The sequence below is a fragment of the Lutaonella thermophila genome (genome assembly GCF_055387725.1).
Map to the genome: position 1 here is coordinate 1,496,280 of NZ_AP043783.1, position 18,025 is coordinate 1,514,304.

Sequence of the window (18,025 nt, forward strand, 5' to 3'; positions counted from 1 at the left end):
GAATAGTTTTTGCATAATTAGTAATAGTTGTTGTTACAGCAAATTGAAAGCTTTAATTTTGTAAAGCTAATATGTTTAAGTGTTGTAATTAAGGTGTTAAATTGCGCCAATAAACTTTAAATATTAAAAGATAAAAAAGCAGGCTGTCTTATCGCTCTGCTTTGCAGAGAGGAAAGTCCGGACACCATAGCGCAGTATAGCGGGTAACGCCCGTCCGCCGTGAGGCGAGGACTAGTGCAACAGAAAGTATGTACAGGTAATGCTGTAGTGAAATCAGGTAAACTCTATACGGTGCAACGCCAAGTAAACCGGCGCTTTAGGGTTGCGCGCCCGATGCCGGAGGGTAGGCGGTTAGAGACTACGGGTAACTGTAGTCCTAGATAAATGATAAGACTAGACAGAATCCGGCTTATAGGCCTGCTTTTTTATTTTTTATGTTCAAAAAAGCTAAACGTACTACTACCGTAACTTTTGGCAAAGCTAAAATTGGGCAAATGCTCTAACGAAGTGTGTTTAGCATGCTCTATAATTAAAAAACCTTCTTCAGACAGTAAGTTATTTTTAAAAACTAAATGTTCAATTTCGGCAAATTTTGCTTCATCTAAATCATAAGGAGGGTCAGCAAAAATAATATCTGATGGCTGTTTGTAAAGGTTTAAAAACTTAAACACATCACTTTTTACGGTTTGTAAAGATAAGCCTAACTCTTTAGCAGTTTTATTTAAAAATTGTATACATCCGGCGTGAGCATCTACACTTGTTATGTATTGGCAACCTCTTGAGGCAAATTCTAAGCTTATACTGCCAATACCGGAAAACAAATCCAATAGTGTAACTTCATCAAAATAAAAGTGATTGTTTAAAATATTAAATAACGATTCTTTGGCCATGTCTGTAGTTGGCCTTACTGGTAATTTTTTAGGCGCTATAATCCTTTTTCCTTTGTATTTACCGGATATAATTCTCATTAAAATGAATGGGTTAGTAAAAAGGTGCTATACAAGTCTGTATTTGTAATATGTTCTTGCAAAGGTACGCCTGTTTTTTGTTCTACAGAAACGTTTCTGATGTAGTTATAGGCTATTTCAAACAAAGCACTTTCTTTGGTTATGTTTCCGGTAAGATTTAATACAAATGTTTCTGGGTTTAGACCAAGTTGCTCGGCAGTAAATAAAATGTAGTAAATAAAGTCTTCCGGGGTGTTATATGTAAAAGTATTATAAAATAACAGTTTTTTTTGTGCGGTTACAACCAACTCAAAATGAGTATTGGCTATAACGGCAAACATGGTTTTTTCTTGGTGGTTTTGTTGTAAAAAATGTTGTACCATTACAGTAGATGCGTGCTTGTAGTTAAACTCACCAAAGCAATCAAAAAAGTAGTTGTTTAAGTTAGTAAAAGGCACATAAACATTAACTAGTGCATTGGTTGTCAACGTATCATAAGCAATTTCATCGGTTTCAAAAATTTTAACCGAGTATTTTAAATAGTTAGATAGTTTGTCTTTATCAAACAAAGAAGCAGGCACCCAGGCAGACAACTCATTTTCATGAAGTACTTGCACTTGTTTAAATTTTTTGTTGGCAAGTTGTGTTTGCTCAAAAATGGCTTTAGTGTGTTTTAATGCTTTTTCGGGTGAGACTTGTTTATTAAAGGAATGATGCTCTAATGCAATGATTTCTTGCTCTAAAGTATCTAAAACACAAAAAGAAAGTCCATTCAGGCTTACCTGAATGGACAATTTAGAAAATGTTGTATTAGGAATAGTTATACTATTGCTGGTCTTTTTTAGTGTCATAAATTGTTGGCCAGTTACCGTTAGTGCTCACATCTGTAAGTGAACCTACTTTAATTTCTGCACCGTTTACTTCATCAACATCAATAATTTCTTTTTCACGAGCCACTAATTCTTCAGGTTGATCGTATAAAATCACGTCTTTAGCAACTTTAGCTTCAAAAACAGCAGCTTTGTAGCCGTTTTTATCTAAAATATCTGCTTTCATAGTAAAGGTCTCGTTGTTAGGAGCTCCAGGAACTTTCATTAAATCTTTATAATGGTCAGAACCTTTAAACAAAGAGTCTTTAACTTTAACAAAACCAAGGGTATCTATAATTTTTACTTCACGAAGCATGTCAATTCTATACACTTTGTCATACTCCATGTAAGAAGAGTCTCTTTGCTGAGTTATAGTAAACTCTGCAGTATCTATAAATTTTATTAGCGATTCAAAATCATTTGCATATCGTCCTGTTACTGTTCTGTGTGCTTCTTGAGCATCTCTAATGTCTTTTAGTCTTTCAATAACTTTAGCGTAACGCTCTTTTTTAACCTTTTCAAACTGAATAGGTTCGTTAATAGATTGGTAAATTTTGTACGCAAAGAAAATGCTTAATAACCATAGAACAATTTGTATTGCCGTCTTCATTTTTTGAGTAGTGTTAGTTAAATTATTTTACGTGGTTTACGCAAATCTACAATTTTTTTTTATTCAGAAAAGTATTTGCCCTTAAAAAACATTATTAACTTTAGCCTTGAATTAGGCCCTTATGAATACTACCGATTTTTATAAATTATTACGCGAAAAATTTCCTCATAATCCTACAGTCAAACAAGATATATTGCTTCAAAAACTATCCGATTTTGTGTTTTCGGATACTACAAATGAGGTTTTTTTATTAAAAGGATATGCCGGTACCGGTAAAACTACAATAATTGGAACGTTAGTTAATAATTTATGGAAAGTATATAAAAAAGCCGTTTTAATGGCACCAACGGGTAGGGCAGCAAAGGTAATGGCAAACTATTCGGGTAAAGAGGCATTTACAATTCATAAAAAAATATACTTCCCCAGAAAAACTAAAAGTGGTGGCGTTCAATTTGTTTTAGCACCTAATAAGCACAAAGACACAATTTTTATTGTAGACGAAGCATCTATGATACCCGATGTAAGTTCAGATTCTAAATTATTTGATAATGGTTCTCTATTAGATGATTTAATGATGTATGTGTATTCCGGGCATAATTGCAAGTTGCTTTTAATTGGAGACACCGCACAATTACCTCCTGTAAAATTAGATGTGAGCCCTGCCTTAAACGAGCAAATTTTACATCTTAATTATAATAAAGACGTAGCACTTATAGAATTAGATGAAGTAATGCGTCAGGCTCAAGATTCAGGAATTCTTTATAACGCTACCCTTTTGCGAGAGCAATTGCAAACAGCTTTTTTTGATGCTTTTACTTTTTCTTTAAATGGATTTACAGATATAGTTAGGCTTATTGAGGGAAATGAAATTTTAGATGCATTAAACCAATCATATAGTGAAAATGGTAAAGAAGAAACAGCTATTTTAGTTAGATCTAACAAACGAGCCAATTTATATAACCAACAAATCAGAAGCAGGGTTCTTTTTTTAGAACACGAACTTGCTACGGGCGACTACTTAATGGTAGTTAAAAACAATTACTTTTGCCTAAAACCTAACTCTGCAGCAGGTTTTATTGCTAATGGTGACATTATAGAAGTATTAGAAATTTATGCTTTTAAAGAGCTTTACGGGTTTAAATTTGCCGAAGTAAAAGTACAAATGGTAGATTACCCCAACCAAAAACCATTTGAAACAGTATTGTTATTAGATACACTCTCTGCAGAAACCCCATCACTTTCATATGAAGACAGTAACAGGCTGTACCAAGAAGTTTTAAAAGACTATGAAAACGAAAGTTCTAAATACAGAAAGTTTTTAAAGGTTAAAAACAACAAGTACTTTAATGCGCTTCAGGTAAAATTTAGCTATGCTATTACGTGCCATAAAAGTCAAGGAGGGCAATGGCATACGGTTTTTGTAGAGCAGCCTTATGCTCCCAATGGTATAGATAAAGAATATTTAAGGTGGTTGTATACTGCCGTTACAAGAGCCAAAAACAGACTATATTTAATAGGTTTTAAAAAAGATTTTTTTGAGGAATAGTTTGGTTTTAAACCTCCATGCTTAAACCCACACTAAATTAAATAAACAAGTAAAAAATCCGTACATTTAATAAAACCCTTTTGTTTTCATGTCTTCAGAAACTATTATAAGTATTTTTTTAGGGATTGGCCTTGCGGCATCGGTTGGATTTAGAGTGTTTGTTCCGTTATTTGCATTAAGCATGGCTGCTTATTTTGATGTATGGCAGTTAAATCCAAATTGGCAATGGATTGGAAGTATGCCGGCACTTATAACCTTAGGTGTAGCAACTTTACTGGAAACCTCTGCCTATTTTATTCCTTGGGTAGATAACTTATTAGATGCCATTGCAACACCACTTACAGCAATTGCCGGAACTGCAGTTGTTGTTAGTACAGTAGCCAATTTAGATCCTGTTGTAACGTGGTCTTTAGCCATAATAGCAGGAGGAGGTACTGCTACAGCTATTAAAGGGGCTACATCGTCTACCCGTTTAGCCTCAACTACTACAACGGCTGGTTTAGCAAACCCGCTTTTTGCTACATTAGAAACAGCAACCTCAATGCTCATCTCTATTTTAGCAATTTTCCTTCCGGTTTTAGCTATTGTATTAGTTATAGTTGTATTACTGTTTGTGTTTAAATTTTACCGAAAAATACGCCCAAGAAAATCGTAAGAAGTGTATCATAAACCTTATTTTTGGGGTTCAAATTCATTGTTAGTATGAAAAAAATCGCAATGATTCCTGCCAGGTATGCGGCTTCAAGGTTTCCGGGTAAACTAATGCAAGATTTAGCCGGAAAGCCGGTTATTTTAAGAACATACCAAGTAACTAAAGCTACCGGTTTATTTGATGATGTTTATGTTGTTACAGATAGTGATGTTATTTATAATACAATAACCAACAATGGCGGTAAAGCCATTATGAGTAAAAAAGAACATGAATGTGGCAGTGATCGAATTGCAGAAGCTGTAGAGCACATGAATGTAGATATTATTGTAAATGTTCAAGGAGATGAACCTTTTACTGATAAAGAAAGCCTACAAAGTGTTTTAGAAGTATTTAACGATGACCCAAATAAAGAAATAGATTTAGCATCGTTAATGACAGAGATTACAGATTGGGACGAAATAGCAAACCCAAATACTGTTAAAGTAATTACAGATAACAGAAACTTTGCCCTATATTTTTCTCGTTCTCCAATACCGTATCCAAGAGCCAAACAAACCGGCGTTCGTTATTTTAAACACAAAGGAATTTATGCTTTTAGAAAAGAAGCACTAATGGATTTTTACAGACTACCAATGCTCCCACTAGAAGCAACTGAAAAAATAGAGGCTATACGATATTTAGAATACGGCAAAAAAATAAAAATGGTAGAAACTACTGTTACCGGAATAGAAATAGATACTCCTGAAGATTTAGAAAGAGCTAAGAAAATATGGAAATAGATTACAGTAATATTAAGGTGATTGGCTTTGATGCCGATGATACACTTTGGGTTAACGAAACCTATTTTAGAGAAACAGAACACAAGTTTGCCAAGCTTTTATCGGGGTATGAAACCGAAAACAAAATAGATCAAGAGTTATTTAAAATGGAGATGAAAAACCTTGATCTTTATGGCTACGGGGTTAAAGGTTTTGTTTTATCTATGATAGAGTCTGCAATAGACCTATCTAATGGCAAAGTAGGAGCAGATGTTATCTCTAAAATAATAAACCTCGGAAAAGACATGATAACTAAACCTGTAGAGGTGTTAGATGGAGTAGAAGAGGTGTTAGAAAAATTAAGTAAAAAATACCGGCTTATTGTTTTAACTAAAGGAGATTTGTTAGACCAAGAACGAAAACTAGACCGCTCTGGTTTAACAAAATATTTTCATCATGTAGAGGTTTTAAGTGAGAAAAAAGAAGAGAATTATGCTAATTTATTAGAACACTTAGAAATACCTGTTTCTGAATTTGTAATGATAGGAAACTCCTTAAAATCTGACGTATTGCCGTTGCTAAAAATTGGCGCAAAAGCAATACATGTACCTTTTCATACCACTTGGGCACACGAAGAAGTTAAACAGCATAACCATAATGGTCAGTATCATAAACTTAATAAACTAACCGATATTTTAGAGTTATTGTGAGCTACAAAAAATTAGACATAGAGAACTGGAGCAGAAAAGAACATTTTAACTTTTTTAAAACGTTCGATGAGCCTTTTTTTGGTGTTACGTTTAATGTAGAAGTTACCGCTCTTTACAGTTATTGCAAAAATAACAACCTCTCTTTTTTTATCAGCTACCTTTATGCTGCATTAAAAGCAGCCAATAGCGTTGAGAATTTTAAATACAGAATTAAAGATGATAACGAGGTAAGAGTTTATGATGTAATTAATGGCTCGCCAACAATTAATCGTCCAGATGGCACTTTTGGCTTTTCGTATATTAATTACAGCGACGATTTTTTAACTTTTTATAATAATGCAGAAGAAGAAATTAACAGAGTGCGATCAGAAAAAACACTTGTACCATCTAGTGACGATGATAACACGATACATTTTTCTGCATTACCATGGGTACAATTCACAGCATTAACGCATGCCAGAAAATATGGGTATGTAGATTCTGTTCCTAAAATTTCGTTTGGTAAAGTGTTTACGCAAGACAATAAATTATTTATGCCCACTTCTGTTCATGCAAATCATGCAGTAGTAGATGGGTATCATGTTGGGTTATTTTCAAATAGGTTTCAAGAAAATATAAACACATTAACAGAATTTAAAACAGTAAAAAGCAATGATGTTTAAGAACTTTCCAATGGTTCCCAGAGTTATGTTTGGCAGAGGAAGCTTTAAAGAGCTTCATAATATTTTAATGCCTAAACGTAAAAGCTCAGAGGCGCCATTTATTTTTTTGGTAGACGATGTTTTTGAACAAAATAATACATTAATAAACGCAATACCGCTTTTATTTACCGATCAAATTATATTTATTTCTGCAGCCGAAGAGCCTAAAACTTCTCAAGTAGATGCTATTGTTGCTAAAATAAAAGAAAACTTTGCCGAAAAACCGTCCGGTATTATCGGTATTGGTGGTGGCACTTTGTTAGATTTAGCTAAAGCAGTTGCTATAATGCTTAATAATCCGGGCAGTGCTGCAGATTATCAGGGTTGGGATTTAGTAAAAAATCCTGCAGTTTATCATGTTGGTATTCCCACCATTAGTGGTACAGGCGCAGAGGTTTCTAGAACTACCGTACTCACAGGACCTGATAAAAAGCTAGGAATAAACTCAGATTACACACCTTTTGATCAAGTTATTTTAGATCCTGAATTAACAACCGGAGTGCCTAAAGACCAATGGTTTTATACCGGAATGGATTGTTTTATTCATTGTGTAGAATCACTTAATGGCACATATTTAAATGCTTTTAGTCAGAGTTATGGCGAAAAAGCTTTTGATTTATGTAAAGAGGTGTATTTAAACGATTTGCCGGAACAAGAAGCACAAGATAAACTAATGATGGCTTCATGGCATGGTGGTATGAGTATTGCTTACTCGCAAGTTGGTGTTGCACATGCATTAAGCTATGGGTTATCTTACGTACTTGGTACTAAACATGGTGTTGGTAATTGTTTGGTTTTTAATCATTTAGAGGAGTTTTACCCTGAAGGAGTTACTTTGTTTAAACAAATGAAAGAAAAGCATAATATTACCTTACCTAAAGGTGTTTGTAGTAACTTGTCTGAATCTCAATTAAACACCATGATAGATGTAGCTTTAAGCTTAACTCCTTTATGGGAAAATGCTATTGGAAAAAATTGGGAAAAAATCATAACAAGAGAAAAAATTAAAAGCATTTATAAAAAAATATAATATGAGAGCATTGGCCAAATTCATCTACTTTACACTTATGGGGTGGACGATTAAGGGCCGTTTCCCCGATGTAAAAAAATGTGTTATAATAGTAGTGTCACATACACATTGGATGGACTTTTTTATAGGTTTACTTGCCCGAAAAATTATAGGTAAAAAAATGCATTATGTGGCCAAGAAAGAACTTTTTAAGCCTCCGTTTGGATGGTATTTTAAATGGATGGGAGGAGCGCCTATAGACCGAAGTAAATCTATGGGATATGTTGAAGCAATTTCAAAAATATTTAGCGAAAGAGAAGAGTTTAGGCTTACCATTGCTCCGGAAGGAACCAGAAAAAAAGTAACCGAATGGAAAACCGGATTTTACTATATAGCTAAAGAAGCCAAGGTACCAATAGTAATGGTGGCTTTTGATTATGCTACAAAAACTGTAAAAATAGCCGAAACACCATTTTACCCAACTGATAATAAGGAAGCAGATTTTGCTTTTATGCGTTCTTTTTATGAAGGTGTAGTAGGTAAAATACCAGAGTACACCTAAATGGGCTCTTTAGTAGTTAAAAAAACCAAAGTATAAAAAGAAAAGGCCAACTGCTAATACCAGTATAGTAAGCCATTTAATACTTTTAGGTGTAAATATTTTTTTAGAGACTTTTAAATACACTTCAGGAAGAGCCAAAATAAAAACCCCTTTAAACAAGGAAATCCAACCTATAATAGTTATTGAAATTAACCAGTTTGCTTGCCAAACATTGTGGTAGGTAATTAACACAACACCTAAAACAATGGCGAGTAAACTCCCCATAACTAAAAAAGTTTTGCTGGTAATTAATTCTTGCAATGTTGCTTTATAATAAGAAGGCTGTAAAAGCATGCCAAAACCAAAAGATAGGTAAATAATAGCTGCACATTTAGCAACAAGTAAAGATGTATCCATAAAAAAAATAGTTGTATCTGTTTTTAGAAAGATACAACTATTTTATAAGGAATATTAGTTATGCTTTAATTACTTGAAGACTCATCCATTGTATGGTATACATTCTGTACGTCATCGTCTTCTTCAATTTTTTCAAGTAGTTTTTCTACATCGGCTGCTTGTTCTGGAGTAAGTTTTTTTGTTACCTGAGGAATCCACTCAAAACCAGATGATAATATTTCTATATTACGTTCTTCTAAAGCGGCTTGTATAGCTCCAAAACATTCAAAAGGAGCATAAATTAAAATACCGTCATCATCAACAAACACTTCTTCTGCACCATAATCTATCATTTCTAACTCTAGCTCTTCAGCATCAATTCCGTCTGCTTTTACTCTAAAATTACAAGTATGGTCAAACATAAACGATACAGAGCCTGAGGTTCCTAAGCTACCATTGCACTTATTAAAATAACTTCTAATATTAGCAACGGTTCTTGTGTTATTATCTGTTGCAGTTTCTACTAATATTGCAATCCCGTGTGGGGCATAACCTTCAAATAAAACTTCTTTATAATCTTTTTGCTCTTTGTCTGTGGCTCTTTTTATGGCACGCTCAATATTATCTTTAGGCATATTTACTGCCTTAGCATTTTGTATAACAGCGCGCAAACGAGCGTTGGTATCTGGGTCTGGGCCACCTTCTTTAACTGCAATTACAATATCTTTACCAATACGAGTAAATGCTTTAGACATTGCTGCCCAACGCTTAAACTTTCTTGCCTTCCTAAACTCAAAAGCTCTTCCCATAGGTTTTGATTTTGACACGCAAATTTATGAAATATTACCACACAGTAGCGCCCAAAATTAGTGTTTAGTTACAATTTTATTCGGCAATAATTTGCTCTATTATCAAAGCTAAATCTATATCTTTTTCGGTTACGCCTCCGGCATCGTGTGTAGATAATTTTATGGTAATTTGGTTGTAAACATTAGTCCATTCAGGATGATGCTGCATAGCTTCTGCCTCAAAAGCAATGCGTGTCATTACGGTAAAAGCTTCTTTAAAATTTGTAAACTCCAAGGTGGTTTCTATTGCATTATCTACAAATTCCCACCCTTCTAATTTTTGTAGTGCTTGGTTTATTTGAGTATCTGTTAATAGTTTCATGATATTTAATTTGCTGTAAAATAGCAAATTATGTTATAACAGATTACTCTACTTTGCTTTTAATTAGCTCTAAAACTTGATTATAGTTAAATTGAAGATGTTTTGGCAGCTTATTGTCTTTAGGTAAAACAGCCAAATACCTATCAGAGTTAGATGTGTAAACGTTTTTGTAAATGGGTTTGTTCCCACCGAGTTTATCTACTACTAACTTTATAAATTCATCATGATGTATTAAATCTGTACTGCCTAAATGAAAAATTCCACTTTTTTTTCGATTAATAATATAGTGTATTTGTTGGGTTAGTAAAAAATCGGCAGTAACATTCATTACTAAATTAGGGAATACTTCTATGGCTGCTTTGTCTTCTATGGCGCGTTTAATTTCTTTAATTCTGGGCGAAGCATTCCCAAAAACCATAGGAATTCTAGCTATAACATATTTGTGTTTGGGTAACTTTAAAAGCCTGTTTTCTATTTTAATTTTTAGCTTACCGTAAATACTTTCAGATAGCGTTTTATCAAACTCATACGATGGGTAATTGGTAAAAGCATCGAACACATTAGCAGAGGATAAGAATATTATTTTACCTCTTCTTTTTTCTAAATAATCTGCTATTTGATTATGAGTTTCTATTTGCCAATCAAAATCTCCTCTAAGTGCAGAAATTATAATAGAAGGTCTTAAATCTTGCAGCAACTGATAAATATCGTCTCGCTGCATACTAAAGTTAAAATAATGCTGATTGTCTGAGTAAATTTTACCCGTAAAATAAGTCCCGTATGTATCAAAATACGGACAGAGTTCTCTGTAGAGAGCACCTCCAATAAAACCACTTGCTCCTAAAATGAGAACTCTACCCACCGAAGTTTATTTTTTGTAAAAAGGCAATTTTATAACCTTAGCCGGCACGGCTTTTTTACGTATTTGAATTAAAATTTCACTATCTGCAGTAGCAAGCTCAGTAGGTACATACCCTAAACCAATACCTTTACCCAACGATGGAGACATAGTGCCACTGGTAACATTACCAATTACAGTACCATTACTATCTACAATATTGTAACCATTTCTGGGGATGGCTCTTTCTAACATTTCAAAACCTACTAACTTTCTGGCTACGCCTTCTTCTTTTTGCTTTTTTAAGTTTTCAGAATTTATAAAGTCTTTAGTGAATTTAGTAATCCAGCCTAAACCTGCTTCTATTGGAGAAGTTGTATCGTCTATATCATTACCGTACAGACAGTATCCCATTTCTAATCTAAGTGTATCTCTGGCTGCTAGACCTATTGGTTTAATACCAAAATCTTTACCGGCTTTAAAAACTGCTTCCCAGATGGTTTGGGCATCATTGTTAGAAAAATATATTTCAAATCCTCCAGAACCGGTGTAACCCGTTGCAGAAACCATTACATTATTTACACCTGCAAATGTGCCAACCTGAAAGGTGTAGTATTTCATGTTTAACAAATCTATATCTGTTAAAGATTGCATGGCTTCTGCTGCTTTTGGTCCTTGTATGGCCAGAAGAGAAATTTCATCAGATTGGTTTGTCATTTTTACATTAAAACCACCTTCTTCATTGTGTTTAGCAATCCAATTCCAATCTTTATCAATATTAGCCGCATTAACTACTAACAAATATTTGTTTTCGTTAAATCTATATATAATTAAATCATCAACAATTCCTCCATCATAATTAGGTAAGCAGCTGTATTGCGCTTTCCCATCAACTAATTTAGAGGCATCGTTAGAACTTATTTTTTGAATAAGAGCTAAGGCGTTTTCACCTTCTAATAAAAACTCTCCCATATGAGATACATCAAACACTCCAACACCATTTCTAACTGTTTCGTGCTCTTGGTTTACACCTTCGTATTGTACAGGCATATTGTAGCCGGCAAACGGAACCATTTTAGCTCCTAATTCTACATGTTTTTGAGTTAATGCGGTATTTTTCATAGCCTTATTTTATAGATAGCGCAAATGTATGTAAAATTAGGTAGACACACTTATACAGCCCTCTTACTTTTTTAACGTGTATTTAATGTGAATAGTTTAAAAGTAGTACATTTAAAAACTGATAGTTATAACACATTTTTCTATGAAGATTTTTGATGCCTATACCATTAAAAAAATTGATGAAGCTACCGTTGCAAGACAACAAATTAAAAGCGATGAGCTAATGGAGCGGGCTGGAACACAAGTGTTTAATTGGTTGCATTCCAGGCTTCAAGGAGCTAACGTACCAATAAAGGTTTTTTGTGGTGTAGGTAATAATGGGGGAGATGGTTTGGTTGTTGCCAGGCACTTAGTAGAACATGGCTACCATGTTACCGTTTATTTAGTAAACTATAGCGAGAAGCGTTCTAAAGATTTTTTGTTGAATTTAGATAGAATAAAAGATCGAAAAATTTGGCCACAATCTATAAATACAGAATCTGATATTCCGGAAATTACTTCTGAGGATATTATAATTGATGCTGTTTTTGGTATTGGGCTTAACAGAGCACCAGCCAAGTGGTTAGTTAGTTTGTTTAAAGCTTTTAACCAAAGCGGTGCTTTTGTGCTCTCTGTAGATATTCCTTCGGGAATGTTTATGAATACTGTTCCAGAAAACCCGGATGCAGTTGTTAAGGCTACATACACACTTACTTTTGAGGCTGCTAAACTCCCATTTTTTTTACCGGATACCGGCAAATACGCTCCACAGTTTGAAGTTGTTCCAATAGGTTGGGATGCAGAGATTAAGCTACAAGCAGATTCTAAAATGTACTTGGTAGAAAAACAAGAAATACTACCAATGTATATACCCAGAGATAGGTTTTCTCATAAAGGCACATACGGACATACGTTAATTATTGCAGGAAGTTATGGTAAAATTGGTGCAGCAACATTAGCAGCAAAATCTGCTTTAAAAGCTGGTTCCGGTTTAGTAACGGCTTACATTCCTAAATGCGGTTATACCACATTACAAACCTCAGTACCGGAAGCTATGGTAATAACAGATAATGACAATAATATAATCACAGAAATTAAATACAATATTACTCCTTCTGCAATTGCTATTGGTATGGGTATCGGAACCGAAAAAACTACCGAAAAAGCATTAGAAAATTTTTTAAAGCAAGCAAAAGCACCTTTAGTTATTGATGCCGATGCACTAAACATTATAGCGGCAAATAAAACTATGTTAAAATTACTTCCTGAACACACAATTTTAACTCCGCATCCGGGAGAATTAAAACGTTTAATAGGAGCATGGAAAGATGATTTTGATAAGCTAAAAAAAACAAAAGCTTTCTCTAAAAAATATAATTGCATTGTAAATATAAAAGATGCTTATAGTATTGTGGTGTATAATGACACGCTGTATGTTAACAGTACCGGAAATCCCGGAATGGCAACCGGAGGAAGTGGCGATGTACTTTCCGGAATAATTGCTGCCTTAATTTCACAAGGGTACACTCCGTTACAAGCAACCATATTTGCAAATTACTTACATGGTAAAGCCGGAGATATTGCTGTAAATAGTACGAGCTATCAAGCATTAACAGCGCAAGATATTATACTGCATATAGGAAGCGCTTTTATAGATTTATTTACCCCAGAAAATAATTCTGCTGCAAGAAATAATGGGCAAGAACAAAATTAGCATGTTGTGAGTAACATAAAATATCAAGTTAATGTTTGGTTTATTTACTTTGATTAATGAATTTTGGGGCGCAAATAAGATATTATGAGCAATATTCACTATATAAGCAGTAAGCCACTTACCTTAGCAAAGATTAAAGAAATTGTAGACAACAATTACTCTCTTGCATTATCTGATGAAGCAGAACAAAAAATTATAAGCTGTCGTGAGTATTTAGACCAAAAACTTAAAAGCCAAGAAAGTCCTATTTATGGCATTAATACCGGTTTTGGTGCTTTACATAATATTAAAATTTCTAAAACACAGCTTGCAGAACTTCAAGAAAACTTAGTGATGTCTCATGCTTGCGGTACGGGAGATAAAGTCCCTGTGCCAATAATAAGGCTTATGCTATTGCTCAAAATTCAATCTCTAAGCTATGGGCATTCAGGAGTGAGCCTGCAAACAGTAACCCGTTTAATAGATTTTTACAACAATAAGGTATATCCTGTTGTTTATACTTTGGGCTCTTTGGGAGCATCAGGCGATTTGGCTCCGTTAGCACATTTATCGCTTCCGCTTTTAGGAAAAGGAGAGGTGTATTTTAACAATACCATAATTAAATCTGAGGATGTTTTAGAGCAATTTGGATGGCAGCCTATTAAGCTTCAATCTAAAGAAGGATTGGCGTTATTAAACGGCACACAGTTTATGAGTGCTTACGGCACGTACATGCTTTTGTATAGTGAACGACTTTCGTATTTAGCTGATTTAATTGGAGCATTGTCGTTAGAAGCTTTTGATGGTAGGATAGAACCTTTCTCACATTTAATTCATGAAATCAGACCACATAAAGGGCAGATTGAAACAGCAAAAAACATTTCATCTTTTTTAAACGGAAGCGAACTCATAAATCAACCAAAGGCACATGTTCAAGATCCATATTCTTTTAGATGTATTCCACAAGTTCATGGAGCAACAAAAGATGCTATACAATATGTAAAACAAACTGTTACAACAGAAATTAATTCTGTTACAGATAATCCTAATGTTTTTAAAGATGAAGATGTGATTTTATCTGGTGGCAACTTTCACGGACAAACATTAGCCTTAGCTTTTGATTTTTTAGGAATAGCCATTGCCGAACTCGGTAATATTTCTGAGCGTAGAATTTTTCAGCTCTTATCCGGTAACAGAAATTTACCTGCCTTTTTAGTTGATGACCCGGGGTTGCATTCCGGCTTAATGATTCCGCAATATACGGCAGCAGGTATTGTTAGCCAGAATAAACAGCTTGCAACTCCTGCCAGTGTAGATAGCATTGTATCATCTAACGGGCAAGAAGATCATGTAAGTATGGGGGCAAATGCCGCTACCAAGTGTTTAAAGATTTTAGAGAATGTAGAATGTGTATTAGCTATAGAGCTTATAACAGCATCACAAGCTATTAGATATAGAAGACCATTAAAAACTTCAGAAACCTTAGAGCAGCTAATTGCTAACTTTAGGGAGAAAGTGCCTTTTATAGATAAAGACAGAGTTTTGCATGTTGACATAGAAAATGCCATTAGCTTTATAAAAAAGCTACCTATAGACGAGCTAAAAAGATAATACAAAGTAAACTAAGCCGATTGGCTTTTAGCAGTAATTACTTTTTCTGAAACCCAAGCTTCTGCTTCTTCTATTGTATTAAATTGTTTAAAAAAGTTTTTAAAGAACAGCTTTTCTGTTTTTGCGGTAAGTTCATTTAAAGGATTTTTAGATACTACTGCAAAAGCAATAAAAGTTCGTCTGTCTTCTTCAGAGAAAGCATTATAAATTGTTGGATTTACAGAATACGAATTAATTCTGTACGAAATGTAACCATAAGGTTTTCCTGCAAAATGTTCTCGGCAAAGGTCTAAAAGTGTATTGTTTTCTTCTTCGCCAAGAGTAATTCCTTCGTTCATTACGCCAATTGCAAAATGCTCAAAAAAGTAGAGCGTTCCAAAAGGCAATTCATGTTCGTGTAACGCATTCATACTTTGGGGCATTAATTTAAGGGCGCAAATTTAATAATTTTAAAGCAATCTTTAAAACGTTATGCGCTTTTACTCAATAATTTAACTTTTTCTTCTATCCAAAGTTGTGCGTCTTCTACATCAATAAAATGTTCAAACTCTCGCTCCCAAAAAAGTTTTTCTACTTCTAAACTTAACTTATTAAGTAGATTTTCTGAAACCACAGCAATAGCTACAAGATTAGTTTCTTGTGCTGTATCTATGTAAACATGAGGATCTACAGAATATGAATGAATTCTGTACGAAATATAACCATAGGGTCTATCGCTAAAATGTTTTCTTGAAACTTCTAATAGTTTTGATTTTCTTCTTTACGAAGCGCTACGCCTTCATTCATAATACCCATGGCAAAGTGTTCAAAAATAAACATTGTACCGAAATCAAATTCATATTTTGCTACCATAGTTTAAAAGGGTATTATAGTGTTTTTGTTTAACTAAATACAAAATACCATTTAGTATGTTGGTTAAAAAATAAATGATGTGAACAAGCAATAAAGTGTTGTGAATGTAAAAAGAATGTAGGTTAGTTTAAGAGGCTTTGTGCCCAAGACACTGCTTCATGTAAAGTTTTATGAAGTGTCATTGGCTTTTTAAAAAAGTGTTTTTCAATAATAATATTGTGGGCATCTACTTCTTTATCTGAGACAATGGCAATGCCTTTTAAATTTTCTAATAAAAATATTTGAGTATATAAAGTGGGATCTACAGCGTACGAATTTTTTCTAATAGTAATGTACACAAATGGTCTATATCTAAAGTGGATTTCAGATATGCCTACGAGCTCAAAAGCACGTTCTAGAGTTAGCGTAATACCTTCGTTTAAAATGGCAACCATGTAGTTATCATAAACAGTTACTTTGCCAATATCAAGCGTATAGGTTTTTACTACTCCATTACCATGTGAAGCAGCAACTTGCATCATTTTAATAGTGTTCATTAACGTAAATTAAAAATACTACTAAAAGCTACCTTGCTGAAAAAAATTAGATTAACGGCAGTTTTATAGTTTGCAATACCTTTTTTAACAATAATTAAGACCAATTTAATTTTTTCTCAATGGCTTTAATCATAAGCTCTGCAATGTCTTTTTGTGTAGCACGTTCAATTCCTTCTAACCCAGGAGAGGAGTTTACTTCGAGTAAAAGCGGACCTTTATCTGATCTGATAATATCTACACCGGCAACTTGCAAACCCATTGCTTTGGCTGCCATGACGGCAACTTTACGCTCTTCTTTGGTTATTTTAATTACAGATGCTGTACCACCTAAATGTATATTTGCTCTAAACTCTCCCGGAGGCGCTTGCCGTTGCATTGCAGCTACTACTTTACCATTTATTACAAAACACCTAATGTCTTTACCGTTGGCTTCTTTAATAAATTCTTGAACCAAAATGTTGGCATTTAAGCTTTTAAAAGCATTTATAACACTCTCTGCTGCTTTTTTGGTTTCTGCTAAAACAACACCTTTACCTTGTGTTCCTTCTAATAGTTTTACTATTAAAGGAGAGCCACCAACCATTTTTATTAAATCATTGGTGTCTAGTGGAGAATTAGCAAAACCGGTTGTTGGTATTTTAATACCGTGGTTTAAAAGCAACTGTAATGAAAAAAGCTTGTCTCTAGATTGCCCGATGGCTTGCGCATTATTTAAACAGTATACATTTAACGATTCAAACAAACGTGTAAGGGCACAGCCATAAAACGTCATGCTTGGTCTAATTCTGGGTATTACGGCATCTAAATCGTTAAGAATTTTGCCGCCTCTGTAATGTATTTCTGGAGTTACGGCATCTAACTTCATGTAGCACTGTTTTATATTAAAAAAGTGCATATCGTGTCCTAAACGTTCTCCGGCTTCTATAATTCTTTTATTACTATATAATTCCGGATTACTGGCTAAAACACCAATTTTTAACCCTTGTTTTTTGGTAGGTTTTAATTTGTATTTACTGTCTATTTCTTCGTCAGAAAAACTACCTTGTAAAAAACTACTTTCGGGGTCTACCAGCATTTTCCCTACCATTGCCTCTCTACCCAAAAGCATTCTGTACCCCATAGAATCTCTATTGGTTAATGAGATTTCTATATCTGTGGTAAGCTCATTTAGTTTAAGAGTAGTTTTTATTATGTATCTGTTTTCCTTGTTTCCGGTAGAGCTTTTTATAATTCGTTTATCTATAACGGGGGCTTCGCATCTGATTGCTTTTTTCCCGTTATTCTGAATTGGGTACACATCAAAACTAACCCAAGTTTCATTGTTTTTTTGAAAAGGCTGAATGTTTACAGCATGTAGCGCAGAGGTTTTAGCACCGCTATCTACTCGAACTTTTATGGCAGGAATGTGTAATTCGGGTAACGAAACCCATTCTTCACTTCCAACAATTATTTTGTTTTGAAGCATGAAACTATAAAATTCTTAAT

At 34.1% G+C, this 18,025-nt stretch carries 21 protein-coding genes and 1 other RNA gene; 10 read left to right on the top strand and 12 right to left on the bottom strand.

What is annotated here, in order from left to right; genetic code table 11:
- The first annotated feature begins 135 nt into the window (after nt 1-135).
- Nucleotides 136-428: RNase P RNA component class A (gene rnpB / locus ACZ5CF_RS07060), an RNA gene on the top strand.
- Here the strand turns inward: rnpB and ACZ5CF_RS07065 are convergent.
- Genes ACZ5CF_RS07065 through ACZ5CF_RS07075 form a run of 3 tightly spaced genes read right to left on the bottom strand, consistent with a single transcriptional unit; the run spans nt 426 to nt 2,426 of the window.
- The gene (locus ACZ5CF_RS07065) at nt 426-968 is read right to left on the bottom strand and encodes an RsmD family RNA methyltransferase (RefSeq protein ID WP_464578502.1); all 543 of its coding nucleotides are present in this window, start codon (nt 966-968) and stop codon (nt 426-428) included. The two genes, rnpB and ACZ5CF_RS07065, sit on opposite strands and share 3 nt — an antisense overlap.
- Nucleotides 968-1,798 carry a DUF3822 family protein gene (locus ACZ5CF_RS07070; protein ID WP_464578503.1) on the bottom strand — a complete coding sequence of 277 codons (831 nt, stop codon included), beginning with the start codon at nt 1,796-1,798 and terminating at the stop codon, nt 968-970. Before ACZ5CF_RS07070 ends, ACZ5CF_RS07065 begins: the two co-directional genes overlap by 1 nt.
- Nucleotides 1,773-2,426, bottom strand: coding sequence for a hypothetical protein (locus ACZ5CF_RS07075; protein ID WP_464578504.1), 654 nt, complete (start codon nt 2,424-2,426; stop codon nt 1,773-1,775). The genes ACZ5CF_RS07070 and ACZ5CF_RS07075 overlap by 26 nt, the downstream gene beginning before the upstream one ends.
- Nucleotides 2,427-2,547: 121 nt before the next feature.
- Between ACZ5CF_RS07075 and ACZ5CF_RS07080 the strand changes: the two genes are divergently transcribed.
- The 7 genes from ACZ5CF_RS07080 (at nt 2,548) to ACZ5CF_RS07110 (ending at nt 8,364) form a co-directional block, all read left to right on the top strand.
- Entirely contained in the window at nt 2,548-3,972 is a 1,425-nt protein-coding gene (locus ACZ5CF_RS07080) for an ATP-dependent DNA helicase (protein ID WP_464578506.1), read from the top strand.
- Nucleotides 3,973-4,060: 88 nt separating this feature from the next.
- Nucleotides 4,061-4,627, top strand: a complete 567-nt coding sequence (locus ACZ5CF_RS07085) for a DUF4126 domain-containing protein (protein WP_464578508.1) — start codon at nt 4,061-4,063, stop codon at nt 4,625-4,627.
- Nucleotides 4,628-4,674: 47 nt separating this feature from the next.
- A complete protein-coding gene (gene kdsB, locus ACZ5CF_RS07090) occupies nt 4,675-5,403 on the top strand; it encodes a 3-deoxy-manno-octulosonate cytidylyltransferase (RefSeq protein ID WP_464578510.1) in 729 nt (242 codons plus the stop codon).
- Complete coding sequence (locus tag ACZ5CF_RS07095; protein WP_464578511.1) at nt 5,394-6,092, top strand: HAD family hydrolase; 699 nt, start codon at nt 5,394-5,396, stop codon at nt 6,090-6,092. The genes kdsB and ACZ5CF_RS07095 overlap by 10 nt, the downstream gene beginning before the upstream one ends.
- The gene (locus tag ACZ5CF_RS07100; RefSeq protein ID WP_464578513.1) at nt 6,089-6,754 is read left to right on the top strand and encodes a CatA-like O-acetyltransferase; all 666 of its coding nucleotides are present in this window, start codon (nt 6,089-6,091) and stop codon (nt 6,752-6,754) included. The genes ACZ5CF_RS07095 and ACZ5CF_RS07100 overlap by 4 nt, the downstream gene beginning before the upstream one ends.
- Entirely contained in the window at nt 6,744-7,823 is a 1,080-nt protein-coding gene (locus ACZ5CF_RS07105; RefSeq protein WP_464578514.1) for an iron-containing alcohol dehydrogenase family protein, read from the top strand. Before ACZ5CF_RS07100 ends, ACZ5CF_RS07105 begins: the two co-directional genes overlap by 11 nt.
- 1 nt (nt 7,824) lies before the next feature.
- Nucleotides 7,825-8,364 (top strand): 1-acyl-sn-glycerol-3-phosphate acyltransferase, encoded by a 540-nt coding sequence (locus tag ACZ5CF_RS07110; protein ID WP_464578515.1) that lies wholly within the window; start codon nt 7,825-7,827, stop codon nt 8,362-8,364.
- Between the two features lie 9 nt (nt 8,365-8,373).
- Here the strand turns inward: ACZ5CF_RS07110 and ACZ5CF_RS07115 are convergent, their stop codons facing one another.
- The 5 genes from ACZ5CF_RS07115 to gcvT all read right to left on the bottom strand — a co-directional run bounded on the left by ACZ5CF_RS07115 (nt 8,374) and on the right by gcvT (nt 11,869).
- Nucleotides 8,374-8,760: a hypothetical protein gene (locus ACZ5CF_RS07115; RefSeq protein ID WP_464578516.1), complete on the bottom strand. Its 387-nt coding sequence runs from the start codon at nt 8,758-8,760 to the stop codon at nt 8,374-8,376.
- Between the two features lie 65 nt (nt 8,761-8,825).
- Nucleotides 8,826-9,548, bottom strand: coding sequence for a YebC/PmpR family DNA-binding transcriptional regulator (locus tag ACZ5CF_RS07120; protein ID WP_464578517.1), 723 nt, complete (start codon nt 9,546-9,548; stop codon nt 8,826-8,828).
- A gap of 76 nt (nt 9,549-9,624) precedes the next feature.
- Complete coding sequence (locus ACZ5CF_RS07125; RefSeq protein ID WP_464578518.1) at nt 9,625-9,909, bottom strand: 4a-hydroxytetrahydrobiopterin dehydratase; 285 nt, start codon at nt 9,907-9,909, stop codon at nt 9,625-9,627.
- A 43-nt stretch (nt 9,910-9,952) separates the two neighbouring features.
- Nucleotides 9,953-10,771, bottom strand: coding sequence for a sugar nucleotide-binding protein (locus tag ACZ5CF_RS07130; RefSeq protein ID WP_464578519.1), 819 nt, complete (start codon nt 10,769-10,771; stop codon nt 9,953-9,955).
- Between the two features lie 6 nt (nt 10,772-10,777).
- Complete coding sequence (gene gcvT, locus ACZ5CF_RS07135) at nt 10,778-11,869, bottom strand: glycine cleavage system aminomethyltransferase GcvT (RefSeq protein ID WP_464578520.1); 1,092 nt, start codon at nt 11,867-11,869, stop codon at nt 10,778-10,780.
- A 142-nt stretch (nt 11,870-12,011) separates the two neighbouring features.
- On the opposite strand from gcvT, the gene ACZ5CF_RS07140 reads away from it, so the two are divergent.
- Together ACZ5CF_RS07140 and hutH are read left to right on the top strand one after the other, a co-directional pair.
- On the top strand, nt 12,012-13,562 hold the full coding sequence (locus tag ACZ5CF_RS07140) for an NAD(P)H-hydrate dehydratase (RefSeq protein WP_464578521.1): 1,551 nt from the start codon (nt 12,012-12,014) through the stop codon (nt 13,560-13,562).
- Nucleotides 13,563-13,646: 84 nt separating this feature from the next.
- Nucleotides 13,647-15,152: a histidine ammonia-lyase gene (hutH, locus tag ACZ5CF_RS07145; protein WP_464578522.1), complete on the top strand. Its 1,506-nt coding sequence runs from the start codon at nt 13,647-13,649 to the stop codon at nt 15,150-15,152.
- A gap of 11 nt (nt 15,153-15,163) precedes the next feature.
- On the opposite strand, the gene ACZ5CF_RS07150 is transcribed toward hutH, so the two are convergent.
- The 4 genes from ACZ5CF_RS07150 to rimK all read right to left on the bottom strand — a co-directional run bounded on the left by ACZ5CF_RS07150 (nt 15,164) and on the right by rimK (nt 18,005).
- A complete protein-coding gene (locus tag ACZ5CF_RS07150; protein ID WP_464578523.1) occupies nt 15,164-15,562 on the bottom strand; it encodes a hypothetical protein in 399 nt (132 codons plus the stop codon).
- A 59-nt stretch (nt 15,563-15,621) separates the two neighbouring features.
- Complete coding sequence (locus ACZ5CF_RS07155) at nt 15,622-15,765, bottom strand: hypothetical protein (RefSeq protein ID WP_464578524.1); 144 nt, start codon at nt 15,763-15,765, stop codon at nt 15,622-15,624.
- 361 nt (nt 15,766-16,126) lie between these two features.
- Complete coding sequence (locus ACZ5CF_RS07160) at nt 16,127-16,540, bottom strand: STAS/SEC14 domain-containing protein (protein ID WP_464578525.1); 414 nt, start codon at nt 16,538-16,540, stop codon at nt 16,127-16,129.
- Between the two features lie 94 nt (nt 16,541-16,634).
- On the bottom strand, nt 16,635-18,005 hold the full coding sequence (gene rimK / locus ACZ5CF_RS07165; RefSeq protein WP_464578526.1) for a 30S ribosomal protein S6--L-glutamate ligase: 1,371 nt from the start codon (nt 18,003-18,005) through the stop codon (nt 16,635-16,637).
- Nucleotides 18,006-18,025: the final 20 nt, after the last annotated feature.